This is a genomic window from Pseudomonas sp. TNT2022 ID642, from assembly GCF_028656995.1.
Classification (GTDB): Bacteria; Pseudomonadota; Gammaproteobacteria; order Pseudomonadales; family Pseudomonadaceae; genus Aquipseudomonas.
In genome coordinates this window covers 48,303-72,868 of sequence record NZ_JAMDGW010000001.1, presented here as the reverse complement: position 1 = coordinate 72,868, position 24,566 = coordinate 48,303, and the positions used below count along the sequence as shown (strand labels likewise).

The 24,566-nt window shown below is 60.0% G+C and carries 23 protein-coding genes; 9 read left to right on the top strand and 14 right to left on the bottom strand.

The window, feature by feature from the left end; genetic code table 11:
- Nucleotides 1–175 precede the first annotated feature (175 nt).
- The 5 genes from M5G26_RS00310 (at nucleotide 176) to M5G26_RS00290 (ending at nucleotide 3,676) form a co-directional block, all read left to right on the top strand.
- Complete coding sequence (locus tag M5G26_RS00310) at nucleotides 176–1,666, top strand: RNA polymerase factor sigma-54 (RefSeq protein ID WP_150691864.1); 1,491 nt, start codon at nucleotides 176–178, stop codon at nucleotides 1,664–1,666.
- A 73-nt stretch (nucleotides 1,667–1,739) separates the two neighbouring features.
- Nucleotides 1,740–2,048 (top strand): ribosome hibernation-promoting factor, HPF/YfiA family, encoded by a 309-nt coding sequence (gene hpf / locus M5G26_RS00305; protein ID WP_007912419.1) that lies wholly within the window; start codon nucleotides 1,740–1,742, stop codon nucleotides 2,046–2,048.
- A 12-nt stretch (nucleotides 2,049–2,060) separates the two neighbouring features.
- On the top strand, nucleotides 2,061–2,525 hold the full coding sequence (ptsN, locus tag M5G26_RS00300; RefSeq protein WP_038357534.1) for a PTS IIA-like nitrogen regulatory protein PtsN: 465 nt from the start codon (nucleotides 2,061–2,063) through the stop codon (nucleotides 2,523–2,525).
- 2 nt (nucleotides 2,526–2,527) lie between these two features.
- Complete coding sequence (gene rapZ, locus M5G26_RS00295) at nucleotides 2,528–3,385, top strand: RNase adapter RapZ (protein ID WP_273914175.1); 858 nt, start codon at nucleotides 2,528–2,530, stop codon at nucleotides 3,383–3,385.
- Nucleotides 3,386–3,400: 15 nt separating this feature from the next.
- Entirely contained in the window at nucleotides 3,401–3,676 is a 276-nt protein-coding gene (locus M5G26_RS00290; protein ID WP_134174602.1) for an HPr family phosphocarrier protein, read from the top strand.
- 79 nt (nucleotides 3,677–3,755) lie between these two features.
- Here the strand turns inward: M5G26_RS00290 and M5G26_RS00285 are convergent, their stop codons facing one another.
- From M5G26_RS00285 to pmbA, 6 genes are all read right to left on the bottom strand, one after another.
- Nucleotides 3,756–4,649, bottom strand: a complete 894-nt coding sequence (locus M5G26_RS00285) for a ZIP family metal transporter (protein ID WP_273914174.1) — start codon at nucleotides 4,647–4,649, stop codon at nucleotides 3,756–3,758.
- Nucleotides 4,650–4,679: 30 nt separating this feature from the next.
- Nucleotides 4,680–5,291, bottom strand: coding sequence for a superoxide dismutase (locus tag M5G26_RS00280; RefSeq protein ID WP_273914173.1), 612 nt, complete (start codon nucleotides 5,289–5,291; stop codon nucleotides 4,680–4,682).
- Nucleotide 5,292: 1 nt separating this feature from the next.
- Nucleotides 5,293–5,733 carry a hypothetical protein gene (locus tag M5G26_RS00275; protein ID WP_122606059.1) on the bottom strand — a complete coding sequence of 147 codons (441 nt, stop codon included), beginning with the start codon at nucleotides 5,731–5,733 and terminating at the stop codon, nucleotides 5,293–5,295.
- Nucleotides 5,734–5,760: 27 nt separating this feature from the next.
- On the bottom strand, nucleotides 5,761–7,137 hold the full coding sequence (locus tag M5G26_RS00270) for a class II fumarate hydratase (protein WP_273914172.1): 1,377 nt from the start codon (nucleotides 7,135–7,137) through the stop codon (nucleotides 5,761–5,763).
- Nucleotides 7,118–7,525, bottom strand: a complete 408-nt coding sequence (locus M5G26_RS00265; protein WP_134174596.1) for a FagA protein — start codon at nucleotides 7,523–7,525, stop codon at nucleotides 7,118–7,120. The genes M5G26_RS00270 and M5G26_RS00265 overlap by 20 nt, the downstream gene beginning before the upstream one ends.
- A 249-nt stretch (nucleotides 7,526–7,774) precedes the next feature.
- Nucleotides 7,775–9,121, bottom strand: coding sequence for a metalloprotease PmbA (pmbA, locus tag M5G26_RS00260; RefSeq protein WP_150691857.1), 1,347 nt, complete (start codon nucleotides 9,119–9,121; stop codon nucleotides 7,775–7,777).
- A 108-nt stretch (nucleotides 9,122–9,229) separates the two neighbouring features.
- On the opposite strand from pmbA, the gene yjgA reads away from it, so the two are divergent.
- Nucleotides 9,230–9,754 (top strand): ribosome biogenesis factor YjgA, encoded by a 525-nt coding sequence (gene yjgA, locus M5G26_RS00255; protein WP_007915377.1) that lies wholly within the window; start codon nucleotides 9,230–9,232, stop codon nucleotides 9,752–9,754.
- Between the two features lie 91 nt (nucleotides 9,755–9,845).
- On the opposite strand, the gene tldD is transcribed toward yjgA, so the two are convergent.
- From tldD to mreB, 8 genes are all read right to left on the bottom strand, one after another.
- Complete coding sequence (tldD, locus tag M5G26_RS00250) at nucleotides 9,846–11,288, bottom strand: metalloprotease TldD (protein ID WP_034154473.1); 1,443 nt, start codon at nucleotides 11,286–11,288, stop codon at nucleotides 9,846–9,848.
- Nucleotides 11,289–11,292: 4 nt separating this feature from the next.
- The gene (locus M5G26_RS00245; RefSeq protein ID WP_273914171.1) at nucleotides 11,293–12,153 is read right to left on the bottom strand and encodes a carbon-nitrogen hydrolase family protein; all 861 of its coding nucleotides are present in this window, start codon (nucleotides 12,151–12,153) and stop codon (nucleotides 11,293–11,295) included.
- 125 nt (nucleotides 12,154–12,278) lie between these two features.
- Nucleotides 12,279–16,085 carry a YhdP family protein gene (locus M5G26_RS00240; RefSeq protein WP_273914170.1) on the bottom strand — a complete coding sequence of 1,269 codons (3,807 nt, stop codon included), beginning with the start codon at nucleotides 16,083–16,085 and terminating at the stop codon, nucleotides 12,279–12,281.
- A 75-nt stretch (nucleotides 16,086–16,160) separates the two neighbouring features.
- Nucleotides 16,161–17,618, bottom strand: coding sequence for a ribonuclease G (gene rng, locus M5G26_RS00235; protein ID WP_034154470.1), 1,458 nt, complete (start codon nucleotides 17,616–17,618; stop codon nucleotides 16,161–16,163).
- Between the two features lie 58 nt (nucleotides 17,619–17,676).
- Nucleotides 17,677–18,273 carry a Maf family protein gene (locus M5G26_RS00230; RefSeq protein WP_273914169.1) on the bottom strand — a complete coding sequence of 199 codons (597 nt, stop codon included), beginning with the start codon at nucleotides 18,271–18,273 and terminating at the stop codon, nucleotides 17,677–17,679.
- Nucleotides 18,274–18,310: 37 nt separating this feature from the next.
- Nucleotides 18,311–18,802, bottom strand: a complete 492-nt coding sequence (gene mreD / locus M5G26_RS00225; protein ID WP_034154468.1) for a rod shape-determining protein MreD — start codon at nucleotides 18,800–18,802, stop codon at nucleotides 18,311–18,313.
- Entirely contained in the window at nucleotides 18,802–19,944 is a 1,143-nt protein-coding gene (gene mreC, locus M5G26_RS00220) for a rod shape-determining protein MreC (RefSeq protein WP_273914446.1), read from the bottom strand. The genes mreD and mreC overlap by 1 nt, the downstream gene beginning before the upstream one ends.
- A 141-nt stretch (nucleotides 19,945–20,085) precedes the next feature.
- Nucleotides 20,086–21,123: a rod shape-determining protein MreB gene (gene mreB, locus M5G26_RS00215; protein WP_002555108.1), complete on the bottom strand. Its 1,038-nt coding sequence runs from the start codon at nucleotides 21,121–21,123 to the stop codon at nucleotides 20,086–20,088.
- Nucleotides 21,124–21,334: 211 nt separating this feature from the next.
- On the opposite strand from mreB, the gene gatC reads away from it, so the two are divergent.
- Genes gatC through gatB form a run of 3 tightly spaced genes read left to right on the top strand, consistent with a single transcriptional unit; the run spans nucleotide 21,335 to nucleotide 24,546 of the window.
- The gene (gene gatC / locus M5G26_RS00210; protein WP_007901429.1) at nucleotides 21,335–21,622 is read left to right on the top strand and encodes an Asp-tRNA(Asn)/Glu-tRNA(Gln) amidotransferase subunit GatC; all 288 of its coding nucleotides are present in this window, start codon (nucleotides 21,335–21,337) and stop codon (nucleotides 21,620–21,622) included.
- Between the two features lie 16 nt (nucleotides 21,623–21,638).
- A complete protein-coding gene (gene gatA, locus M5G26_RS00205; protein WP_273914168.1) occupies nucleotides 21,639–23,090 on the top strand; it encodes an Asp-tRNA(Asn)/Glu-tRNA(Gln) amidotransferase subunit GatA in 1,452 nt (483 codons plus the stop codon).
- A 10-nt stretch (nucleotides 23,091–23,100) separates the two neighbouring features.
- A complete protein-coding gene (gatB, locus tag M5G26_RS00200) occupies nucleotides 23,101–24,546 on the top strand; it encodes an Asp-tRNA(Asn)/Glu-tRNA(Gln) amidotransferase subunit GatB (RefSeq protein ID WP_123451664.1) in 1,446 nt (481 codons plus the stop codon).
- Nucleotides 24,547–24,566 lie beyond the last annotated feature (20 nt).

Genomic DNA, 24,566 nt, shown 5'->3' with positions numbered 1-24,566 from the left:
CCGGTGCGCCGCCCGGGCGCTGTATCGATTCAAGCAGGAATTAATACGCTTTAATTGTTACAGCGCTCTAGGCAAACACTTCAGTTTCAGGCATATAATTTGCTTAAGTTTGGCGCTCCGGCGCCCTGTAGTGGATGGCGCATAGCGCCGGCGAATAAGGTGTTAAGCCCCTGCCATGAAACCATCGCTAGTCTTGAGAATGGGCCAGCAGCTGACGATGACACCGCAGCTGCAACAGGCCATCCGCCTGCTCCAATTGTCGACCCTGGATCTGCAACAGGAAATCCAGGAGGCTCTGGAATCCAATCCGATGCTCGAACGCCAGGAAGAAGGCGACGACTTCGACAATTCCGACCCCATGGCCGACAACGCCGAACAGAAGCCCATCGAAATCCAGGAACCCTCCTATCAGGAAACCGCACCCACGGTGGACAACCTTGAGGAAGGTGACTGGAGCGAGCGTATCCCCAACGAACTTCCCGTCGATACCGCGTGGGAAGACGTTTACCAGACCAGCGCCAGCAGCCTGCCCAGCAGCGACGATGACGAATGGGACTTCACCACCCGCACGTCCGCCGGCGAGAGCCTGCAAAGCCACCTGCTGTGGCAACTGAACCTCGCACCGATGTCCGACACCGATCGCCTGATCGCCGTGACCCTGATCGATTGCATCAACAATCAGGGCTACCTGGACGAAACCCTCGAAGAGATCCTTGAGGCGTTCGACCCGGAACTGGACATCGAACTGGACGAAATCGAAGCGGTCCTGCACCGCATCCAGCAGTTTGAACCGGCCGGCATCGGCGCGCGCAATCTCGGCGAGTGCCTGCTGCTGCAATTACGCCAGTTGCCAGCCAAGACGCCTTGGCTGGCTGAAGCCAAACGCCTGGTCACCGATTACATCGACCTGCTCGGCAGCCGCGACTACAGCCAGTTGATGCGGCGCATGAAACTCAAGGAAGACGAACTGCGCCAGGTCATCGAACTGGTGCAAAGCCTCAATCCGCGTCCGGGCTCTCAGATCGAGTCCACTGAAGCCGAATACGTCGTCCCTGACGTGATCGTGCGCAAGGACAACGAGCGCTGGCTGGTCGAGCTGAATCAGGAATCGGTGCCGCGCCTGCGCGTCAACGCCCAATACGCCGGTTTCGTCCGTCGCGCCGACACCAGCGCCGACAACACTTTCATGCGCAATCAGTTGCAGGAAGCCCGCTGGTTCATCAAGAGCCTGCAAAGCCGCAACGAAACCCTGATGAAAGTAGCCACCCAGATCGTCGAGCATCAACGCGGTTTTCTGGAGTACGGCGACGAAGCCATGAAGCCGCTGGTCCTGCACGACATCGCCGAAGCGGTCGGCATGCACGAATCAACGATTTCACGGGTGACCACACAGAAATTCATGCATACCCCGCGCGGTATTTATGAGTTGAAATACTTTTTCTCCAGCCACGTCAGCACCTCCGAAGGCGGCGAATGCTCGTCCACAGCGATCCGCGCGATCATCAAAAAACTGGTTGCAGCGGAAAATCAGAAAAAGCCGTTGAGTGACAGCAAGATCGCTGGTTTACTGGAGGCACAAGGCATTCAGGTGGCTCGCCGCACCGTCGCCAAGTACCGCGAATCTCTCGGGATCGCGCCTTCGAGCGAACGCAAGCGGTTGATGTAAGCCACGTTACAGCGTTCCAGTGGCAGGCTATCCAGCCTGCCGCTTTATGCACTGGCAACGAAGGAGAAGCTGTATGCAAGTCAACATCAGTGGACACCAACTGGAAGTGACCCAACCTCTGCGTTCCTATATCGAGGAAAAACTCCAACGACTGGAGCGCCATTTCGACAAGATCACCAACGTGCAAGTCACGATGTGCGTCGAAAAGCTGAAGCAGAAAATCGAAGCCACCTTGCATATACCCGGCAGCGAAGTGGTCGCCAACGCAGAAGATACTGATATGTATGCTGCGATCGACTCACTGACCGACAAGCTGGATCGCCAACTCAAAAAGCATAAGGAAAAGACCCAGAGCCTCCTTCAGGGCGCTACCGGTCGATAACCCCCCCACCCCATGATCCGACTTGAAAACATCCTGACCCCCGGCCGTTCCCTCGTGAACGTGCCGGGCGGCAGTAAAAAGAAAGCCCTCGAACAAATTGCCAACCTGATCGCCCGCGAAGTGCCGGATCTGGAGATGCAAGATGTCTTCGAGGCGTTGATTGCCCGTGAAAAACTCGGCTCCACCGGTTTTGGTAACGGCATCGCCATTCCTCACTGCCGTCTCAAGGGTTGCCAGTCGCCTATCAGCGCCTTGATGCACCTTGAAGCGCCAATCGATTTCGACGCCATCGATGGCGCCCCGGTTGACCTGCTGTTCGTATTGCTGGTCCCGGAAGCCGCCACCGATGCGCACCTGGAGTTGCTGCGTCAGATCGCCAGCATGCTCGATCGCAAGGACGTGCGCGATAAACTGCGCAGCGCTGCGAGCAACGAAGCCTTGTATCAGGTTGTCCTGGACGAGCAGAACGGGCACTAATCATGCGCTTGATCATCGTCAGTGGCCGCTCCGGCTCGGGTAAAAGTACCGCACTGGATGTCCTTGAGGACAACGGTTACTACTGCATCGACAACCTGCCGGCAGGCTTGCTGCCGGAACTGGCCGAACGTGCGCTGATTCACACTGAACTGGCGCAGCCGCTGGTGGCCGTGTCCATTGATGCGCGCAACCTGCCGAGCCACCTGTCGCGCTTTCCCGAGCTGCTTGAAGATGTGCGCAGCAAGCACATCCAGTGCGATGTCCTGTATCTGGATGCCGACGAGGAAACTCTGCTCAAGCGTTTCTCCGAAACCCGCCGTCGCCATCCGCTGAGCAACGCCAACCGCTCGCTGGCCGAAGCTATCCAGGATGAAACCGCCCTGCTCGGCCCGATTGCCGACCTCGCCGACCTGAAGATCAACACCACCAATCTGAACCTGTACCAGTTGCGCGACACCATCAAGCTGCGTCTGCTGAACCAGCCGGAGCCAGGCACCGCGTTTCTGGTCGAGTCATTCGGCTTCAAACGCGGCATGCCGGTGGATGCGGATCTGGTGTTCGATGTGCGCTGCCTGCCTAATCCTTACTGGAAGCCGGAACTGCGTGCGCAATCGGGTCTCGATGCGCCGGTGGCCGAATACCTGGCGGCACAGCCGGAGGTCGAAGAAATGTTTCAGGACATCTTCACTTACCTGCACAAATGGCTACCGCGTTTCGCCGCGAGCAACCGCGCCTACGTCACCATTGCCATTGGCTGCACCGGCGGGCATCACCGCTCCGTCTACCTGACCGAACGCCTGGGTCAGGCCCTGCAGAAAACCCTGAAGAACGTCCAGGTTCGCCACCGCGACCTCACTTAAAGGATTCACACCGCGATGCCTGCTCTGGAAATCGAAATCATCAACAAGCTGGGCCTGCATGCCCGCGCATCGGCCAAATTCGTTGGCGTGGCCGGGCAGTTTCCGGACTGCTCGATCAGAGTGGGCCGTACGCCAGAGACAACGGTCGATGGCAAAAGCATCATGGCGATGATGATGCTGGCGGCAGGCAAGGGCACCAAGATCTATTTGAGTACTGAAGGGCATCAGGAACAGGAAGCGCTGGATGCGCTGGTGGCGTTGATCAACAACTACTTCGATGAAGGTGGCTGACAGCCAAAATCAAAAAGTCGCAGCCCATGTCGCACCAATCCCCTCGTAGGAGCTGCCGCAGGCTGCGATCTTTTGATCTTCAACCCAACGCCGTATCCATCACCATCATCAGACAAAACCCGATCAACAGACCAAGACTGGCCAGTTTGTCATGACCATTGCGTCGCGACTCGGGAATCACTTCGTGGGTCACCACCAGCAGCATCGCCCCCGCCGCCAGTGCCAGACCTAACGGCAACAACACCTGCGCCAGACTGACCAGCCACGCGCACAACAGCGCAAACACCGGCTCGACCAGACCTGACGCCGCGCCGATCAGAAACGCCTTGACCCGCGACATCCCCGCCCCGGCCAACACCAGCGCAATCACCAGGCCCTCCGGCACATCCTGCAAAGCGATGCCCATGGCCAGACTGTCCGCATCCGGCATGCCACCGCCAGCAGAAACGCCGACGGCCATGCCTTCAGGGATGTTATGGGCAATGATGGCGAACACGAACAGCCAGATCCGCGGCGGTATCACCGGATGCTCGACGGTGCCGACGAGCATTTCCGGGGACGCACCCGACACCTTGCGATCAACCAGATACAGGCCAAACGCCCCGAGCATGATGCCGAAGCAGATCAGGCCACTGGCGCCCCACGGCGTCAGGCCGAGGCTTTCGGCGGCAGCGATGCCCGGCACGATCAGCGAAAACGCCGTCGCCGCCAGCATCACCCCGGCACCAAAACCCAGCAAAGTATCGCTGAGTGCCTGCGGCATGCGCCGAATCACCAGCACCGGGACGGCGCCAAGCGCCGTGCCGAGAGCGCAGATCGCACCGCCCTGCAATGCCCGCGACAGCCTCGGCTCAAGGTTCAGCCATTCCAGTCCGTGGGCAACCAGCAAGGTCATGCCCGCCAACAGTAATAGCGATCCCACTGCGTAACGAAACATACGCCCACTTCCGATCGCCAGTGTTTCAGTGCCCATAGTCAGCCTTGGATTGTTTTTATAGAAGACTTAAACCAGTGCGGCCTGATAGCGCGCAGCGACTTCAGGCCAATTGATCACGTTGTAAAAGGCGTTGATGTATTCCGGTCGACGGTTCTGATAGCGCAGATAATAGGCGTGCTCCCAGACGTCGAGACCGAGAATCGGCGTATTGCCGTTCATCAACGGACTGTCCTGGTTGCCGCTGCTTTCCACGATCAGCGTCTTCTCAGGGGTCACGCTGAGCCAGGCCCAGCCGCTGCCGAAACGGGTCAGTGCAGCTTTGGTGAAGGCCTCCTTGAAGCTGTCGAGACCACCCAGATGTTCATCGATGGCCTTGGCCAGCGCGCCATCCGGCTTGCCGCCACCGTTGGGCACCATGACTTCCCAGAACAACGAGTGGTTGGCGTGACCGCCGCCCTGATTGATCACCGCCGCACGGAGCTTTTCCGGCAATTGCTGAACGCTGGCGACCAGTTTTTCCACCGGCCACTCAGCGTATTCAGTGCCTTCTACGGCGGCGTTGAGGTTGTTGATGTAGGTCTGGTGATGCTTGGTGTAGTGAATCTCCATGGTCTGCGCATCGATATGCGGTTCCAGGGCATCGTAGGCGTAAGGCAAGGCAGGCAAGGTAAAAGCCATTTCAATGGACTCCATGGTAATGGGGGGCAGGCGCACGGCGCGCATTGCCGGTGTCGGGGTGCAATAAGCGCTGGGTGCGCGGATATTCGCCGTGCTCACTGATGAAATTCAGCAGTTCGACATAGGTCTTGCTGCTCTGGCGCAACGCCGCTTCACGCAAGGCCAGGCGCTGACGTTCGTCCTGCATGGTCTGCAACAAGCGTTGATGGATGGCGCAGAGGTATTCGGCGCTTTCCTCCGGCTGATTCAGGCGCAGGTGCAAGTCCGCCAGGTTGTGGTGGGAGATCACGCAAGCCGCCACCGCTTCATCAGCATCTGCCCAGCGTTCGAACAACACTTGCGCGAGGGCCAGGGCTTGCAGGTACGCCTCACGGGCGTCGATCAGCTCGCCCAACATGAAGCAGCGATTGGCCCGTTCGATCGTGCGTTTCCAGTGCTCCATGGTGAGCCTCCAAAGCGGTTGCGGGGTTTACACGCCGCCGGCGGTGAGTTTCTCGGGATTGAGCAACTCTTCCAGTTGGCTGCGCGACAGGTCGGTATGTTCCAGGGCGACGTCGATCACCGCGCGACCTTCCTTGTAGGCCTGCTTGGCGATTTCGGCGGCTTTCTGGTAACCGATGATCGGGTTGAGCGCGGTGACCAGAATCGGATTGCGCGACAGCGCTTCTTTCAAGCGCGATTCGTTGACCTTGAAGCTGGCGATGGCTTTGTCACCGAGCAGGCGGCTGGAGTTGGCCAGCAGTTCGATGCTGCTCAACAGGTTCTGCGCGATGATCGGCAGCATCACGTTGAGTTCGAAATTGCCCGACTGACCAGCGATAGTGATCACCGAATCGTTGCCGATCACTTGCGCGGCGACCATGGCGGTGGCTTCGGGAATCACCGGGTTGACCTTGCCCGGCATGATCGACGAGCCCGGCTGCAGGGCTTCCAGTTCGATTTCGCCGAGGCCGGCGAGCGGACCGGAGTTCATCCAGCGCAGGTCGTTGGCGATTTTCATAAGCGATACCGCGATGGCCTTGAGCTGGCCGGAGACGGCGACGGCGGTGTCTTGCGAGCCGATCAGCGCAAACAGATCCTTGCCCGGGGTGAATTGCACGTCGGTCAACTGGCTCAACTGACGACTGAAACGTGCGGCGAACTCAGGATGCGCGTTGATCCCGGTGCCGACCGCCGTGCCGCCCTGCGCCAGCGATTGCAGGCTCGGCAGCAAATCCTGCAAATGCGCGATGTTGGCTTTGAGCTGCTGCGCCCAGCCATTGAGTACCTGGCTCATGCGCACCGGCATCGCGTCCATCAAATGTGTGCGGCCGGTTTTGACGTGATGATGCACCTGCCCGGCTTTCTGCTCGATCACTTGCACCAGGTGCAGCAGCGCCGGCAGCAGTTGTTCGTGCAGGGCCAGCGCAGCGCTGACGTGGATGGTGGTCGGGATAATGTCGTTGCTGCTTTGGCCGCAGTTGACGTGATCGTTGGCGTTGACCGGTTCGCCGAGCAAACGGCTGGCCAGGGTGGCAATCACTTCATTGGCGTTCATGTTGGAACTGGTACCGGAACCGGTCTGGAAGATATCCACCGGGAAATGCTGCATGAAATCGCCTTCGAGCAAACCTTGCGCGGCGTCGTTGATGGCTTTGCCCTGAGCGGCAGTGATTTGGTTGAGTTCGACGTTGGCGCGGGCTGCGGCGGCTTTGGCGAGGATCAATGCGCGAATGAATTGCGTCGGCATTGGTTTGCCGCTGATCGGGAAGTTATCCACTGCGCGCTGGGTTTGCGCGCCGTAGAGAGCGTCCACCGGCACCTGCAGTTCGCCCATGCTGTCGCGCTCAATACGAGTCTTGGTCATCTGAAAATCCTTGCACCAGTTCAATAAGAGGAATCGAGGGAAGCAGATCGCAAGTGGCGAGCTGCCAGGTGTAGCGTTGCCAGCGCTTGAGCCGGCATTTGCACAGGGACAGGCGCTCCATTTCACGCAACGGGCGCCAGGCTTGATCGAGGCAGAGGCTGCGCCAGTGCCACGGCAAGGCGATGTCGGTGGCGGTGTCGAGCAGCAAATGGAAAGAGGTTTCGGCGACCATCCAGGGCGAGGTCGCGGTGCAACAAGACAGATACCGGCCTTCGGCCAGGTAATGTTCGATCAGGCGCGGTTCGTCAGGATCCATCGCGCAGCGGATCTGGCGACTCATCCAGCGCCAGCTTTCGAGGTAAGGCTGCTCGTGCAAGGCAGAACTCATGATCCGGGGCTCATCCGATAATGAGATTTATTATTAGATGATAATGAGAACCAAAACAAGAGCACCTGGTTACACAGACCCCATTGTGGGAGCGAGCCTGCTCGCGAAGGCGTCGGGTCAGTCACCATGAAGGTCGGCAGTTAAATCGCTTTTGCGAGCAGGCTCGCTCCCACATGGGTTTCGTGGGGAGCCAATAAAAAAGGCGCGCTACCCGATGGGGTGGCGCGCCTTTTGTGTGACAGTTGCGGTTTAGCTGCCCGCGACAGTCATCCGCTCGATCAACACCGAGCCGGTGCGAATGTTGCTGCGCAACTCCAGATCATTACCCACCGCGACAATCTGCTTGAACATGTCACGCATGTTGCCGGCGATCGTCACTTCCTGCACCGCGAACTGGATTTCACCGTTCTCGACCCAGAACCCCGCCGCCCCGCGCGAATAGTCGCCGGTAACCATGTTCAAGCCATGGCCCATCAACTCAGTGACCAACAAGCCACGGCCCATGCGTTTCAACAGCGCCGCCTGGTCTTCGTCGCCGTGGGTGACGAACAGGTTATGCACGCCACCCGCGTTAGCGGTGCTTGGCATTCCCAGTTTGCGGCCGGAGTAGGTACCGAGAATGTACGAGACCAATTCGCCCTTTTCGACGAACGGTTTGGCATACGTCGCCAGGCCATCACCGTCGTATGAAGCACTGCCCATTGCGCGCATTAGATGCGGACGCTCGTCGATGGTCAGCCATTCCGGGAACAGCTTCTGCCCCAGCGAGCCCTCAAGGAACGACGATTTGCGGTACAGGCTGCCACCGGATACCGCCGAGAGGAAACTGCCAAACAACCCGCCCGCCAGCTCTGCGGAAAACAGTACCGGCACCTCACAGGTCGGTACCGGACGCGCGCCCAGACGACTCGCCGCTCGTTGCGCAGCACGCTGACCGATGCTCACCGGATCGGCGAGCAATTCGCCCTGACGGCTCACGTCATACCAGTAATCGCGCTGCATCTGGCCATCAGCCTCAGCAATCATCACGCAGCTCAGGCTGTGCCGGGTCGATGCGTAACCACCGATAAAACCGTGGCTATTGCCGTAAACGCGGCAGCCCTGATGGGTGCTGAGCGTGGTGCCATCGGCGTTCTTGATCCGTGCATCGGCGTCGAATGCTGCTGCTTCACAGAGCAAAGCCTTCTCGATGGCCTGCTCCGGGGTGATGTCCCATTCGTGGAACAGATCGAAATCCTGCTGCTCGCGGGCCATCAGCGCGGCATCTGCCAGGCCCGAGGCCTCGTCTTCCGAGGTGTGTTTGGCAATCGCCAGTGCGGCGGCGACGGTCTCGCGAATGGCGTCCGGGCCGGTGGCGGAGGTGCTGGCCGAGCCTTTGCGCTGGCCCACATACAGCGTGATGCCAAAGCCCTGATCACGGTTGAATTCAACCGTTTCGACTTCGCGCTGACGCACCGACGTCGACAGGCCCTGCTCCAGCGACACGGCTACTTCGCAGGCGCTGGCGCCCTGACGCTTGGCTTCGGCGATGATCTGCTCGACCTGTTCCTGCAGTGCCGGCAATGCCTGCGGGCCGACGCTTTGAACTGCACTCATGCTCATCTCCACTCAAATGCTGCTTTCGGCTGGGGTCATCGAGCGACCGGGCCGGACAAGCGGCCCCCGACTGGTTATCATGGCGGCGTTTCTTTGCGGACTGCCACCATGGTTGATTCTTACGACGACTCCCTCGATACGGGAGAAAAAAGCAAATCTCAGGTCAAACGCGAGCTGCATGCTCTGGTTGACCTTGGCGAGCGCCTGACAACACTCAAGCCAGACTTGATCGCAAAACTGCCGCTGACCGACGCCATGCGCCGGGCTTTGGCCGATGCGCCCAAGCACACCGCGAACATCGCGCGTAAACGGCACTTGCAGTTCATCGGCAAACTGATGCGCGATCAGGACACTGACGCGATTCTCACGCTGCTCGATCAACTCGATGCCTCGACTCGTCAGTACAACGAGCGTTTCCATAACCTGGAGCGCTGGCGTGATCGCCTGATCGCAGGCGACGATGCCGTGCTGGAGAAATTCGTCGTCGAGTACCCGGACGCCGATCGCCAGCAATTGCGTTCCCTGATCCGTCAGGCTCAGCACGAGGTTGCGCAAAACAAACCTCCTGCTTCCAGCCGCAAGATCTTCAAGTACATCCGTGAGCTGGACGAGACTCAACGCGGCCTGCGTTGATATTCGCCACTTGTAGGAGCTGCCGCAGGCTGCGATCTTTTGATCTTAAGAGCAAAGATCGCAGCCTGCGGCAGCTCCTACACACGTTTATTTATGCGCCCGTGCCACCCACGGTGATCGCATCGATTTTCAGCGTTGGCTGACCGACGCCTACCGGCACCGATTGCCCATCCTTGCCGCAAGTACCCACACCACTGTCCAGCGCCAGATCGTTACCGACCATCGACACCCGGCTCATCGCCTCGGGGCCGTTGCCGATCAACGTCGCGCCTTTGACCGGCGCAGTGATCTTGCCGTCCTCGATCAGGTACGCCTCGCTGGTGGAGAACACGAACTTGCCGCTGGTGATGTCGACCTGACCGCCGCCGAGGTTGGCGCAGTAGATGCCCTTCTTCACAGAGGCGATGATTTCTGCCGGATCGCTTTCGCCACCGAGCATGTAAGTGTTGGTCATGCGCGGCATCGGCAGATGCGCATAGGACTCACGACGCCCGTTACCGGTGCGGGCCACGCCCATCAGGCGCGCGTTGAGCTTGTCCTGCATGTAGCCTTTGAGTACGCCATTTTCGATCAGCGTGGTGCACTCGGTCGGCGTGCCTTCGTCGTCGACGCTCAGCGAACCGCGACGGCCGCTCAAGGTGCCGTCATCGACGATGGTGCACAGCTTGGAAGCAACCATTTCCCCCATGCGACCGCTGTAGGCCGAACTGCCCTTGCGGTTGAAATCGCCTTCCAGACCGTGGCCGACCGCTTCGTGCAACAGCACGCCAGACCAGCCCGAACCCAACACCACCGGCAGAGTACCGGCCGGCGCGGGGATCGCTTCCAGATTCACCAGCGCCTGACGCAGCGCCTCACGGGCATAGCCCATGGCGCGGTCTTCGGCGAGGAAATAACGGTAGTCGGTACGCCCGCCGCCGCCATGACCGCCGCGCTCGCGACGGCCATTCTGCTCAACGATCACACTGACGTTGAAGCGCACCAGCGGGCGCACATCCGCCGCCAGCCCGCCGTCGGTGGACGCCACCAGAATGCGCTCCCAAACCCCGGCCATGCTCACGCTGACCTGCTGGATACGCGGGTCGAGCGCGCGGGTGGCGACGTCGATGCGTTTGAGCAGCTCGACTTTCTCGGCGCGGCTCAGCACTTCCAGCGGGTTGTCCGGCGCATACAGTTGCGCGACATCCTGCGTGGTGAACGCCTGCACCGTGCCGTTCTGCCCGGCCCGGGAGATCGAACGCGCGGCACGGGCCGCTGCGCCGAGCGCTTCGAGGGTGATCGCGTTGCTGTAGGCGAAACCGGTTTTCTCACCGGACTGCGCGCGCACGCCGACACCCTGGTCGAGGTTGAAGCTGCCTTCCTTGACGATGCCGTCTTCCAGCGCCCAGGACTCGGAAATCTGGCCCTGGAAATACAGGTCGGCCGCATCGATGCCAGGACCGGCCAGATCACCGAGCACGCCTTGCAGGCTCTCGATCGTCACGCCGCCGGGCGCCAACAGGTGATCACTGACTGAGGACAACAACTCGCTCATAGGTTTACGCCTTAAATTCGTGTTCTGAAGCAGGCCGCTGTGCGCCCTGCGAGAAAAACCGCCGATGACTCGTCACCGGCATTCGCGCCCTGATGGACGCTTGTTCATTGCTATCGCGCTCGGCCAACAACACCGCTTCGCCTTGATCCTGATTCGCCAATACGCGGCCCCATGGGTCGATGATCGCCGCGTGACCGAAGGTTTCCCGCGGCCCCGGGTGGGTCCCGCCCTGCGCTGCGGCCAGCACATAACACTGTGTCTCGATGGCCCGTGCACGAATCAGCACATCCCAATGCGCTGCGCCGGTCACCGCAGTAAACGCCGACGGTGCGGTAATCAATTCAGCACCGGCGGCACGCAATTCGCTGTACAGCTCGGGAAAGCGCAAGTCGTAACACACGCTCAGACCGAGTCGGCCCACCGGCGTATCGGCAACCACGACGCCACTGCCATAAGCATAGTCATCGGATTCGCGGTAACGGCCGCGATTGTCTGCCACGTCGACATCGAACAGATGCAACTTGTCATAGCGTGCAACGATTTCGCCCTGCTCATCGACCAGCAGCGAGCAGGCATTGACCTTGGCCGTCGGCTGATCCACTGGAGGCAAGGGCAAAGTACCGGCCACTATCCATAACTTGAGGTCGCGGGCGGTCTGTTTCAACCACGGCAGGATCGGTCCTTCGCCCAATGCTTCGGCGCGGCCGATATCAGCGATGTCACGACGGCCCATGGCGGCGAAGTTTTCCGGCAGCACCGCCAGCTTGGCGCCACCGGCCGCAGCCTGTTCGAGCAGGCGCCGGGCCTGAGCCAGATTGGCCAGCACGTCGCTCTGGCTGACCATTTGAATCACCGCTAAAGACATGGCCGCTCCTCGGAATCTGCACATAAATCTGTAGGAGCTGCCGCAGGCTGCGATCTTTTGATCTGACTCTTAAAACAAAAGATCGCAGCCTTCGGCAGCTCCTACCAAGGCGTAGTGTCTGCTAGTTAAAAAGGCTTGTCGAAGGTGATTTTCGGCTCTTTCCATGGGCCTTTGACGGTGTACTTCACACTGGCAAAGCGCGCCACGCGGTCACCGATCAGCTTGTCGATCAGGAACAAAGCGCCACCAACCGCCGGTGCGCCGACGATCAGTGCGGCGATCGGCAGGTTGTTGGTCACCGGCAACGTCACCAGCAACTTGGCGTCGACCTTGTCACCGACCAGATCCAGCGTACCGTCCAGCTCAAGGTTACTCGAAGGGCCGGTCAGGCGAATCGGCTCGCGGGTGACATACACCCCATTGTTTGCCACCAGCAGACCCTTGACCCGGTCGTAACTCAAGCCTTTGCCGAACAGATCAGAGAAGTCCAGACGCAAACGCCGGCCGATGGAATTGAAGTTGAGCAGGCCAAACACGCGCAACGCCTGTGCGCCACCCTCCACCTCAACAAACTGGCCTTTGTTCAGCGACGCATCAAGGGTGCCGGAGAAGCGCTTGGTCGCCAGCCAGGCCGGCGAGCCAGGCCAACGGCCATCGACGTCCATATGAAATTCTTCGCTGGTCACGCTCGGAGCAAAGCCCCAGCCCTTGAGGACATCAGCGAGGTTCTTGCCGCCAATCCGGCCTTTGAACCAGCTGTTGGTCGCACCCGGCGTGCCTTCCCAGCCGCCGTTGCCCTGCAACAGGATGCCTTTGAGGCCCATGTCGAGGTTGTTCAGGGCGATGCCTTTCGCGGTCGGTCGCACTTTGAGCGACCAGCCGCCGACCAGATCCGGCCCCAGAAACAGTTGATTGACGGTGATATCCAGTGCCGGAATTTTCGTCGGGTCGACCGATACCAAAGGGTCCGGCGAATTCTCGTCAGCCTGCACAGTCGGGTCCGGTGCCGGCAGTTTCACGTATTGCAGATTGACCGCAATCGGTACGCCCTTGGCGTCCGGCAGGCTCGCCGAGCCTTTGGCCTGCTGGCTGTCGAGGGTCAGATTCCACGCGCCCGGCTTGCGATTGACCTGAACCGACGCCTGATCCAGCGTGGTCCCGAATGCCGTGAGCTTACCGATCTTGAAATCAGCGCTGTTGAGCAATTGCTTGGCGCTGCCGCCCGGATCCTGTCCAGCGTACTTGTTGAGCAGATCCTGCCACGGCGCGACGTCCAGTTCCGAGAGCACCCCGCGAATCCGCAGGCCTTTGGCGCCCGGCAGCACCGCTTCGCCGGCACCGAGGAACAACTCGCCACGGCCCTCGGCAAAATTGCTCGGCGGCGCGGCAAAAGTGAAATTGGCCAGTTGGTCGTAATTGACCCAGTAACGCCGCTCCTGCCCCTGCAAGGTCATGCGGAACACGGTATCGCGCCCGACATCCGCCGCCATGCCGAACGGCGCGGGCAAGTCCACCGCAACGCCTTTCATGCTGGAGCTGACCATCAACTGGCTGTCGGCGCCGTCCAGATTCAATTGCAATTGATAGGGAATGGTCCCGGAGACCGGCAGTGGTTGTGTCACGCCCAGCCAGTCAGTGAGTTTCTTGACCTCAACCTGCCCGGATGCCGCCACCCGAGTCCTGAGTTTGCCAGGGCTGCCATCGGCGAAAATCTGCGCCGTGACCGGTTTGTCGAAGGCGCGCGCTGCGATGTTCTGCCCGCTGAGCCCTTTGGCACTGTCAAAACGGAAATCGCCTTTGAGCTGAGTCAGCTCCAGTTTCGGCTCAGCCAGTTTCAGCCGCGCATTGGCGGTTTTGAAGTCGACAAGGATTTTCGGCTGGTCGCCCCCCTTGTCCAGCGGGATATCGAGCTTGAGCTTGCCTTGCAGATCCCCGGCCCCTTCCCAACCGGCAAAAGTTTCACCGGTGCCGATCGGTGCGTCCTGCAGAATTTTCAGGCCATCACCGAGGCCGCCGGCAAACCCGCCATCGAGATACATGTGCGTGTGTTGTCCGGCCGGCACATGGGGAATATTGACGAAGACATCGCTGACCTGCGTGTCGAGCAACTGGCCCTTGTCGGCCCAGATCCGCACACCGCTGTCTTCGATGAACACATCGCCACTGACCTTGCTCACGTGCGGCCAGCCCGGCTGGAAGGCCAGTTCAGCGTCGTGCACTTTGAAGAACAGGCTGATGCTGCGGTCGGCCTCCCCGGCATTTTTGCTCAGCGAGCCCTGATACTGGAAGAAACCCTGATCGACCGCACCTTTGAGGATTGCCGTGCGCAGCCACTCGTCGAGCGCCGGGCTGAGCACCTCGGGCAGGTATTTGGCTGTATAGCGACCATCGCCATCGACCAGTCCGACTCGCAGGTCCATGTAGTCTTCCTGGCTATGGTCGAAATGCAGACGAATCAGGAAGTCGCCGGCAATCTTGCCCTCCTCGCCAAGCACCTTCAGGTATGGAGCGATCAGGGTGAAGCCGTCTTTATCGAGCTTCCAGGTCAGTTGTGCGTTGGCCTGAATGTACTGCCATGGCTTGGCGAAAATCGGGTCGAGGTGCAGGACAAAGTCCTTGCTGTCCATGCGCAACTCGCCACCGTCGAGGTTGCCGCTGAGGCTGCCGCTGACGTTTCGAGCCGCCGGTGCGCCGTGATAAGCGTCGAAACCGACGTTATCCAGATTGGTGGCAAAACTGAATTTGTTGCCGTCGGTGGCGTTGGGGCGAAAAACCAGTAACACATTGCGCAGACCACCGGTGACCTTCAGATGATCGACGGCCGTGGCGAAACCCTGCGGCAGCGGCCCCAAGGCATTGAGCAGTGGAGTGATCGGGGTCAGATCGAGGCGATCCGCCTGCAAGTGCCACAGCTCTTCGACCTTGTCGGTCGCGCGCGTCTGTTTCAGCTGTACATGTGTTTCCCAACGGTTTTCGCCGAAATTCATCGCCAGTGAATCGAGGGTAATGGTCGCACCCTCATCACTGTTCTCGTAGTAGGCGTTAAGCGCCAGATTATTGATCTGGATCGGCTTGCGATCGGCATAGGCGCCGGTCAGTTGCGGAGCATTCAAGCGTAACGCGGCACTCTCCAGCGTGCCCTTGGCCCAATTCACCCAGAGTTCGCCGCCGGCCTTGATCTCGGAAAAATTCCATTGTTGGGTCAGACGCTCTGGCAGCCACTTCGACCAGTCGCTTTGCGGCAGGCTGGCATAACCGTCCACCACACTGTCCTGCCATTGCTCCGGGCGAATCCGCGTGCGCAGGCTCAGTGCAACGGGCTGGCCATCCGGCAAGGTCAAACGCGCATCGAGCCGCTGACGGCTGGCGCCGGTTTTCAGATTGAGGCCGACATAGGTGAGAGTCAGTGGTGGGTGATCCTGTGGCTGCAAGGTCACCTGACTGTCGAGCACTGACAGTTGCTGAATCATTTGCGAGCGATTGAACAGTTGCTGCGGATCGAGCGGCTGATCGTTCTGCACCGGCAGACCTTCCAGTGCCCAAGTGCCGTCCTCGGCTTCCTTGAGGCTGATTTTCAGGCCGTTGAGTTCAAGGTGGGCAATGCGCACTTCGCGCGCCAACAGGCTGGCCCACAAATCCGGCACCGCGCGCACCCGATCCAGACGCAAGGCATTGGCGCCACTGCCGACCATCACGTCGTGGGCCAGCAGGATCGGGGCAAAACCGCTCCAGTTGCCCTCCAGTTCGCCGATCTGCAACGGCATGCCGAGGGCGGCACTGGCCTTGTCTTCAATGTCGGTGCGATATTCAGCCACCAGCGGGGTCAGTTCGCGGCCAAGACTGACATACAACGCCATCAACACCAGAACCAACGCGCACAGGCCCAGCCCCCAGCGGGTGAGTGCGGCCAAAATGCGTGTCAGACGCTCCATGTCAGTCGGCTCCCATGGCAAAAATACTGCGAAAAGCTGAGGCCAGCCGCGGTGGAATAAAAGTGACGCAGGGGATCAGAGCAACACCACGTCATATTGTTCCTGGGAATACATGGTTTCCACCTGGAAGCGTATGGTGCGCCCGATAAACCCTTCAAGCTCGGCGACGTTACCGGATTCTTCGTCGAGCAAGCGGTCGACCACTTTCTGGTTCGCCAGTACCCGGTAACCCTCGGCCTGATAGGCCCGCGCTTCACGGAGGATCTCGCGAAAAATCTCGTAACAGATGGTTTCCGCAGTTTTCAGTTTGCCGCGGCCCTGGCAGCTGCTGCACGGTTCGCACAGCACTTGCTCGAGACTTTCGCGGGTACGCTTGCGGGTCATCTGCACCAGGCCCAACTCGGTGATGCCGATGATGTTGGTCTTGGCGTGATCGCGCTCCAGCTGTTTTTCCAGAGTGCGCAGCACTTGGCGCTGATGCTCTTCATCTTCCATGTCGATAAAATCGATGATGATGATCCCGCCCAGATTGCGCAGGCGCATCTGCCGGGCAATCGCCGTGGCCGCTTCGAGATTGGTCTTGAAGATGGTTTCTTCGAGATTGCGATGCCCGACGAACGCGCCAGTATTCACATCAATGGTGGTCATGGCTTCTGCCGGATCGACCACCAGATAACCGCCGGACTTCAGCGGTACCTTGCGCTCGAGGGCTTTCTGGATTTCGTCTTCGACGCCGTACAGGTCAAAAATCGGCCGCTCACCCGGGTAATGCTCCAGACGATCGGCGATTTCCGGCATCAGTTCGGCGACGAACTGCGTGGTTTTCTGAAAGGTTTCCCGGGAATCGATGCGGATCTTCTCGATCTTCGGGTTGACCAGATCACGCAGCGTACGCAACGCCAGACCGAGGTCTTCGTAAATCACGCTTGGCGCGGAGATGGTTTTGATCTGTTCGTTGATCTGGTCCCACAGGCGACGCAGGTAACGGATGTCCATGAGGATTTCATCGGCGCCAGCGCCCTCGGCGGCGGTGCGCAGAATGAAACCGCCCGCCTCCTTGATGCCTTCTTTGGCCACGCAATCGCTGACCACTTGCTTGAGGCGCTCGCGTTCGGCTTCGTCTTCGATTTTCAGCGAAATGCCAACGTGGGCGGTGCGCGGCATGTACACCAGATAGCGTGACGGAATCGACAGCTGCGTGGTCAACCGCGCGCCTTTCGACCCGATCGGATCCTTGGTGACTTGCACCACCAGGCTTTGACCTTCGTGCACCAGCGCACTGATACTTTCGACCGCAGGACCTTCACGCAGAGAAATTTCGGCAGCATGAATGAACGCGGCGCGATCCAGGCCGATGTCGACGAATGCCGCCTGCATACCCGGCAGCACCCGGACGATCTTGCCTTTATAGATGTTGCCGACGATTCCGCGTTTTTGCGTGCGCTCAACGTGGACTTCTTGCAGCACACCGTTTTCGACCACCGCCACGCGCGACTCCATCGGCGTGATGTTGATCAGAATCTCTTCACTCATGGCAGGATCTCGTTCAGGCGTGTTCACGATAATGGCCGCATCTGGATTCGTACGACGCTTATTGCGCGTTCAGGTTTTGCCAACAGGGTATGCCGAAATGGCCTAACAGTTCTGCGGTTTCGCAAACTGGCAGCCCGACCACCGCCGAATAACTGCCATTGAGCCCGGCGACAAACACTGCGCCGAGCCCCTGAATGCCATATCCGCCGGCCTTGTCCCGCGGCTCGCCGCTGGCCCAATAGGCAGCAGCTTCTTCAGCGCTGATCGGACGGAACCGCACCAGACTGCGCACCACCCGTGACTCGCAGCGCTCGCCCTCGAGCACGGCGATGGCGGTCAGCACTTCATGCTCCTTGCCAGACAACATCATCAGCATGGCGCATGCATCGGCTTCGTCCACCGGTTTGCCAAGAATTTTGCCGTCCAGCACCACGGCGGTGTCGGCACCCAGCACGCAAAATGGCTGAGTGGACACTACCGAGCGCCGACCAGCCTCAGCCTTGCCGCGCGCCAGACGCTCGACATAGGCCGATGGGGATTCTTCATTTAAAGGCGTTTCGTCGATGTCCGCGCTGATGGCGGTGAATGGAACGCCGATCTGTGTGAGCAACTCACGTCGACGCGGCGATCCGGAGGCGAGGTAAAGCAGCTTCATCAAAACTTCTCCCTGTTCAGTGCCCTGCTTCACCGGCTCAATTGATTTTGTAGCGTCGGCGCAATCCGCGGAGGGCAAAGCTGACCCAAGGCCAGAGCAAGGCGCTGACCAGTGCTGGTAGAACCAGCGCCAGAGTGGGTTGACGATTACCGGTCAAGGCACTGAGCCACAGTTGCACCAGTTGCGCGAGGCCGAAAATTACCAGGATCACCAGACACTGCTGCCACATCGGAAACATCCGCAGGCGTTGCTGCAATGACAATACGAGGAAGGTGATCAGTGTCAGGATCAGCGCGTTCTGACCGAGCAGATCGCCCTGCAGCACGTCTTCGGCCAGGCCCAGGCAAAACGCCGTGACCATGCCCACTGTGTGCGGCATATACAAAGCCCAGAATGTCAGGAGCAAGGCCAGCCATAGCGGGCGCAGGATTTCCATGAAAATCGGCAATGGCGACACGCTCAGGAGTATGCCGACAACAAACGTCAGCCAGACAATCCAGCCGTTACGCGATGCAGTAGCCCCGACCATTATTCTTGTCTCCCGGTTGTCACTGGTGCATTCACGGGCGGTTTGGCCGCAGGTCGCGCAGCAGGCTGGGCAGTTGGAGGTTTGGCCGCCGCTGGCGTCGCTGCCGGTGGCTTGCCCGCCGCTGGCGGTTTGCTTGCCGCGGGTTTGGCCGGTGTGGCGCTAGCGGCGGCGGTCGGTGCGGCAGGCGTCGCGGGCGTCGTAACCGCTGCGGCAGGCGAGGTCACGGTTTTCGGTACAGTGGCCGGAATAATCGGGCCGCCGCCAAAGGCATCAAGATTTTCCTGCGCTTGCGCCGCATCGTTGGCACGTTCTTCGGCGGTGCGGTTATCGCTGAACACCAGCAACATGTAACGGCTGCGATTCAGCGCGGCGGTTGGCACGGCGCGGACGATGGCAAACGGCTGACCGGAATCGTGGATCACTTCCTTCACGGTCGCGACCGGATAGCCTGCCGGGAAACGCTGGCCAAGGCCGGAACTGACCAACAGGTCGCCTTCCTTGATATCCGCCGTGTCGGCGACGTGGCGCAATTCCAGGCGCTCAGGGTTGCCGGTGCCGCTGGCAATGGCCCGCAGCCCGTTGCGATTGACCTGTACGGGAATGCTGTGTGTGCTGTCAGTGAGCAGCAAGACACGCGAGGTGTAAGGCATCAACTCGACCACCTGGCCCATCAGGCCACGCGCATCGAGCACCGGTTGACCGAGCACCACGCCGTCGCGCTCACCTTTATTGATGATGATGCGATGGGTGAACGGGTTGGGGTCCATACCGATCAACTCGGCCACTTCGACCTTTTCGTTGACCAGTGCAGAAGAATTGAGCAACTCGCGCAGCCGAACGTTCTGCTCGGTAAGGGCGGCAAGCTTTTGCATGCGACCCTGCAACAGCAGGTTTTCGGTCTTGAGTTTTTCGTTTTCGGCGACCAGTTCGGTGCGACTGCCGAACTGACTGGCGATCCCTTCCCACAGCCGTCCGGGCAGGTCGGTAATCCAGTAGGCGTCCATCAACACCAGCGACGCTTGTTTGCGCGCGGGCTTGAGCAGGTCGAAGCGGGCATCGACCACCATCAGCGCGACCGATAGCACGGCCAGCACCAACAGGCGCACACCCAACGAAGGGCCTTTGGCGAAAAGCGGTTTAATAAGCCGCTCCTCCCAGGCAAATGTTCTGTTTATTCATACGGCATCAAACCGGCCTGGATGAAGACTGACAGAAGATAAACGCCAACAGGCAGCACTGCAAAGTGCTGCCTGCGCGCTCACCCACGTATTGCACCCGGCGACTTATTCGCTCGAGAGCAGATCCATGGTGTGCTTATCCATCATTTCCAATGCACGGCCACCGCCGCGAGCAACACAAGTCAGCGGATCTTCGGCAACGATGACTGGCAGACCGGTTTCCTGAGCCAGCAACTTGTCGAGGTCACGCAGCAATGCGCCACCACCGGTCAGCACCAGGCCACGCTCGGCGATGTCGGAAGCCAGTTCCGGCGGCGATTGCTCCAGGGCGCTTTTCACAGCCTGAACGATGGTCGCCAGAGACTCTTGCAGAGCTTCCAGCACTTCGTTGGAGTTCAGGGTGAATGCGCGTGGAACGCCTTCGGCCAGGTTGCGACCGCGAACGTCGACTTCGCGAACTTCGCCGCCCGGGTAGGCGGTGCCGATTTCCTGTTTGATGCGCTCAGCGGTGGACTCACCGATCAGGCTGCCGTAGTTACGACGCACGTAGGTGATGATCGCTTCGTCGAAACGGTCGCCGCCAACACGCACGGATTCGGCATAGACCACACCGTTCAGGGAGATCAGCGCGATTTCGGTAGTACCACCACCGATATCCACGACCATCGAGCCGCGCGCTTCTTCTACCGGCAGGCCGGCACCGATCGCAGCAGCCATTGGCTCTTCGATCAGGAACACTTCACGGGCACCGGCACCGAGGGCCGATTCACGGATGGCACGACGCTCAACCTGGGTGGATTTGCATGGAACGCAGATCAGCACACGAGGGCTAGGCTGCAGAAAGCTGTTTTCGTGAACCTTGTTAATAAAGTATTGCAGCATCTTTTCGCAGACGCTGAAGTCGGCGATCACGCCGTCCTTCATCGGACGAATGGCAGCAATGTTGCCCGGCGTACGGCCGAGCATGCGCTTGGCCTCGGTGCCGACAGCAACGACACTTTTCTGGTTACCGTGTGTCCGAATGGCCACAACCGATGGCTCATTCAGGACGATACCGCGCTCGCGCACGTAAATAAGGGTGTTGGCAGTGCCCAGGTCAATGGAAAGATCGCTGGAAAACATGCCACGCAGTTTCTTGAACATGGGAAAGGGACCCTAGGCAACGCGTGGGTAAAAAAGTGCGGCAAACTCTAACAACGACAGGGATTTTGGGCAAGGCGCCAATATGTTAAATTGGCCGCTTTTCTGTGCACCAAGCCCCACAATCGCGGCCTTATGACCGTAGAAGTGCGGTAGTGTTCCGACAATCTAACACACGGACGCCGTCCGTTCTGTTTTCCACAGGAGAATCCCGATGGCGCTAGAACGCTCCGACGTGGAAAAAATCGCTCATCTGGCCTGCCTTGGCCTCAATGATGCCGATCTTCCACACATTACTTCCGCTCTCAACAGCATTCTCGGTCTGGTCGACGAAATGCAGGCTGTTAATACCGACGGAATCGAGCCTCTGGCCCACCCGCTGGAAGCCAGTCAGCGCCTGCGCGCCGACGTTGTGACCGAGACCAATCACCGCGAGGCCTACCAGTCCATCGCACCAGCGGTCGAAAACGGCCTGTATCTGGTTCCGAAAGTCATCGACTAAAGGGAAAGAGCCTGCAATGCATCAAATGACTCTGGCCGAGATCGCCCGCGGTCTCGCCGATAAAAAGTTTTCCTCCGAAGAGCTGACCAAAGTCCTGCTGGCGCGCATTACCCAGCTCGATCCGCAGCTCAACAGTTTTATCAGCCTCACCGAAGCGCTGGCCCTCGAGCAGGCGAAAGCCGCCGATGCCCGCCGCGCCAACGGTGAGAGCGGCGCCCTGCTCGGCGCGCCGATCGCTCACAAAGACCTGTTCTGCACCCAGGGCATTCGCACCAGCTGCGGCTCGAAGATGCTCGACAACTTCAAAGCCCCGTACGACGCCACCGTGGTCGCGAAACTGGCGGCTGCCGGCGCGGTGACCCTGGGCAAGACCAACATGGACGAATTCGCCATGGGTTCGGCCAACGAGTCGAGCTGGTACGGCGCGGTGAAAAACCCGTGGAACCTGGAACACGTGCCTGGCGGTTCGTCCGGCGGTTCGGCGGCAGCAGTTGCCGCTCGTCTGTTGCCAGCGGCGACGGCCACCGACACCGGCGGTTCGATCCGTCAGCCGGCGGCATTCACCAACCTCACCGGCCTGAAACCGACCTACGGTCGCGTTTCGCGCTGGGGCATGATCGCTTACGCCTCCAGCCTCGATCAGGGCGGCCCGTTGGCGCGCACGGCCGAAGACTGCGCAATTTTGTTGCAAGGTATGGCTGGCTTCGATCAGAACGACTCCACCAGCATCGATGAGCCGGTGCCGGATTACTCCGCAAGCCTGGGCGACTCGCTGCAAGGCCTGCGCATCGGCGTGCCGAAGGAATACTTCAGCGCCGGTCTCGACCCGCGCATCGCCGAGCTGATCCAGAACAGCATCAAAGAGCTGCAGAAGCTCGGTGCGGTGATCAAGGAAATCAGCCTGCCGAACATGCAGCACGCGATTCCTGCGTACTACGTGATCGCCCCGGCAGAAGCGTCTTCCAACCTGTCGCGTTTCGACGGCGTGCGTTTCGGCCATCGCTGCGAGAACCCGGAAAACCTGATCGACCTGTACAAGCGCTCCCGTGGCGAAGGCTTCGGCCCGGAAGTCCAGCGCCGGATCATGGTCGGTGCCTACGCGCTGTCCGCCGGTTACTACGACGCCTACTACCTGAAAGCGCAGAAGATCCGTCGCCTGGTGAAGAACGATTTCATGGCTGCCTTCAATGAAGTCGACATCATCCTCGGCCCGACCACGCCGAACCCGGCCTGGAAGCTTGGCGCGAAGAACAGCGACCCGGTTGCTGCCTATCTGGAAGACGTCTACACCATCACTGCCAACCTCGCAGGCCTGCCGGGCCTGTCGATGCCGGCCGGTTTTGTCGACGGTCTGCCGGTGGGCGTGCAGTTGCTCGCGCCGTATTTCCAGGAAGGCCGTTTGCTCAATGTTGCGCACCAGTATCAGCTCAACACTGACTGGCACACCCGCACCCCAACCGGCTTCTGAGGAGACACACATGCAATGGGAAGTCGTGATCGGGCTGGAGATTCACACTCAGCTCACTACCCGGTCGAAAATCTTTTCCGGTAGTTCCACCACATTCGGTTCCGAGCCGAACACTCAGGCCAGCCTGATCGACCTGGGCATGCCCGGCGTTCTGCCGGTGCTGAACCAGGAAGCGGTGCGTATGGCGGTGATGTTCGGTCTGGCGATTGACGCCGAGATCGGTCAGCACAACGTGTTCGCCCGCAAGAACTACTTCTACCCGGACCTGCCGAAGGGCTATCAGATCAGCCAGATGGAATTGCCGATCGTCGGCAAAGGCCACCTGGACATCGCCCTGGAAGACGGCACCGTCAAACGTGTCGGCATCACCCGCGCGCACCTGGAAGAAGACGCCGGCAAGAGCCTGCACGAAGAATTCAACGGTGCCACCGGCATCGACCTGAACCGTGCCGGCACGCCGCTACTGGAAATCGTTTCCGAGCCGGACATGCGCAGCGCCAAGGAAGCCGTGGCTTACGTCAAGGCGATCCACGCGCTGGTACGTTATCTGGGTATCTGCGACGGCAACATGGCCGAAGGCTCGCTGCGTTGCGACTGCAACGTGTCGGTACGTCCGAAAGGTCAGGTTGAGTTCGGTACGCGCTGCGAGATCAAGAACGTCAACTCGTTCCGTTTCATCGAGAAGGCGATCAACACCGAGATCCAGCGTCAGATCGAGCTGATCGAAGACGGCGGCAAAGTGATCCAGCAGACCCGTCTGTACGATCCGAACAAGGACGAGACCCGTCCGATGCGTTCGAAAGAGGAAGCCAACGACTACCGTTACTTCCCCGATCCGGACCTGCTGCCGGTAGTCATCGAAGAGTCGTTCCTCGGCGAGGTGCGCGCCACTCTGCCGGAACTGCCACCGCAGAAACGCGAGCGCTTCCAGAGCCAGTTCGGTCTGTCGGCCTACGACGCCAACGTGCTGGCCACCAGCCGTGAGCAAGCCGATTACTTCGAGAAGGTTGCGGCCATCGGCGGCGACGCCAAACTGGCGGCGAACTGGGTGATGGTCGAGTTGGGCAGCCTGCTCAACAAGCAAGGCCTGGACATCGACGAGTCGCCGGTTTCGGCTGAACTGTTGGGCGGCATGCTGCAGCGCATCAAGGACAACACCATCTCCGGCAAGATCGCCAAAGTGGTGTTCGAAGCGATGGCCAACGGCGAAGGCAGCGCGGACGAGATCATCGAAAAACGTGGCCTGAAGCAAGTTACCGACAGCGGTGCTATCTCGGCGGTACTGGACGAAATGCTCGCGGCCAACGCCGAGCAGGTTGAACAATATCGTGCGGCGGATGAAGCCAAGCGCGGCAAGATGTTCGGCTTCTTCGTCGGCCAGGCGATGAAAGCGTCGAAAGGCAAAGCCAACCCGCAGCAAGTGAACGAACTGCTGAAAAGCAAGCTCGAAGGCTGACCACAATGGAGCCAGATCCA

Excerpts from the sequence above, each read along its gene's own strand:
- M5G26_RS00230 (WP_273914169.1), bottom strand. The coding sequence starts at position 18,273 with ATGAAGCTGCTTTACCTCGCCTCCGGATCGCCGCGTCGACGTGAGTTG.
- M5G26_RS00245 (WP_273914171.1), bottom strand. The coding sequence starts at position 12,153 with ATGTCTTTAGCGGTGATTCAAATGGTCAGCCAGAGCGACGTGCTGGCC.
- gatB (WP_123451664.1), top strand. The coding sequence starts at position 23,101 with ATGCAATGGGAAGTCGTGATCGGGCTGGAGATTCACACTCAGCTCACT.
- pmbA (WP_150691857.1), bottom strand. The coding sequence starts at position 9,121 with ATGAGTGCAGTTCAAAGCGTCGGCCCGCAGGCATTGCCGGCACTGCAG.
- M5G26_RS00270 (WP_273914172.1), bottom strand. The coding sequence starts at position 7,137 with ATGACCAAGACTCGTATTGAGCGCGACAGCATGGGCGAACTGCAGGTG.
- rapZ (WP_273914175.1), top strand. The coding sequence starts at position 2,528 with ATGCGCTTGATCATCGTCAGTGGCCGCTCCGGCTCGGGTAAAAGTACC.
- hpf (WP_007912419.1), top strand. The coding sequence starts at position 1,740 with ATGCAAGTCAACATCAGTGGACACCAACTGGAAGTGACCCAACCTCTG.
- gatA (WP_273914168.1), top strand. The coding sequence starts at position 21,639 with ATGCATCAAATGACTCTGGCCGAGATCGCCCGCGGTCTCGCCGATAAA.
- rng (WP_034154470.1), bottom strand. The coding sequence starts at position 17,618 with ATGAGTGAAGAGATTCTGATCAACATCACGCCGATGGAGTCGCGCGTG.
- M5G26_RS00310 (WP_150691864.1), top strand. The coding sequence starts at position 176 with ATGAAACCATCGCTAGTCTTGAGAATGGGCCAGCAGCTGACGATGACA.
- mreD (WP_034154468.1), bottom strand. The coding sequence starts at position 18,802 with ATGGTCGGGGCTACTGCATCGCGTAACGGCTGGATTGTCTGGCTGACG.
- ptsN (WP_038357534.1), top strand. The coding sequence starts at position 2,061 with ATGATCCGACTTGAAAACATCCTGACCCCCGGCCGTTCCCTCGTGAAC.
- gatC (WP_007901429.1), top strand. The coding sequence starts at position 21,335 with ATGGCGCTAGAACGCTCCGACGTGGAAAAAATCGCTCATCTGGCCTGC.
- yjgA (WP_007915377.1), top strand. The coding sequence starts at position 9,230 with ATGGTTGATTCTTACGACGACTCCCTCGATACGGGAGAAAAAAGCAAA.
- M5G26_RS00290 (WP_134174602.1), top strand. The coding sequence starts at position 3,401 with ATGCCTGCTCTGGAAATCGAAATCATCAACAAGCTGGGCCTGCATGCC.
- M5G26_RS00285 (WP_273914174.1), bottom strand. The coding sequence starts at position 4,649 with ATGGGCACTGAAACACTGGCGATCGGAAGTGGGCGTATGTTTCGTTAC.
- M5G26_RS00280 (WP_273914173.1), bottom strand. The coding sequence starts at position 5,291 with ATGGCTTTTACCTTGCCTGCCTTGCCTTACGCCTACGATGCCCTGGAA.
- M5G26_RS00240 (WP_273914170.1), bottom strand. The coding sequence starts at position 16,085 with ATGGAGCGTCTGACACGCATTTTGGCCGCACTCACCCGCTGGGGGCTG.
- M5G26_RS00275 (WP_122606059.1), bottom strand. The coding sequence starts at position 5,733 with ATGGAGCACTGGAAACGCACGATCGAACGGGCCAATCGCTGCTTCATG.
- mreB (WP_002555108.1), bottom strand. The coding sequence starts at position 21,123 with ATGTTCAAGAAACTGCGTGGCATGTTTTCCAGCGATCTTTCCATTGAC.
- M5G26_RS00265 (WP_134174596.1), bottom strand. The coding sequence starts at position 7,525 with ATGAGTTCTGCCTTGCACGAGCAGCCTTACCTCGAAAGCTGGCGCTGG.
- tldD (WP_034154473.1), bottom strand. The coding sequence starts at position 11,288 with ATGAGCGAGTTGTTGTCCTCAGTCAGTGATCACCTGTTGGCGCCCGGC.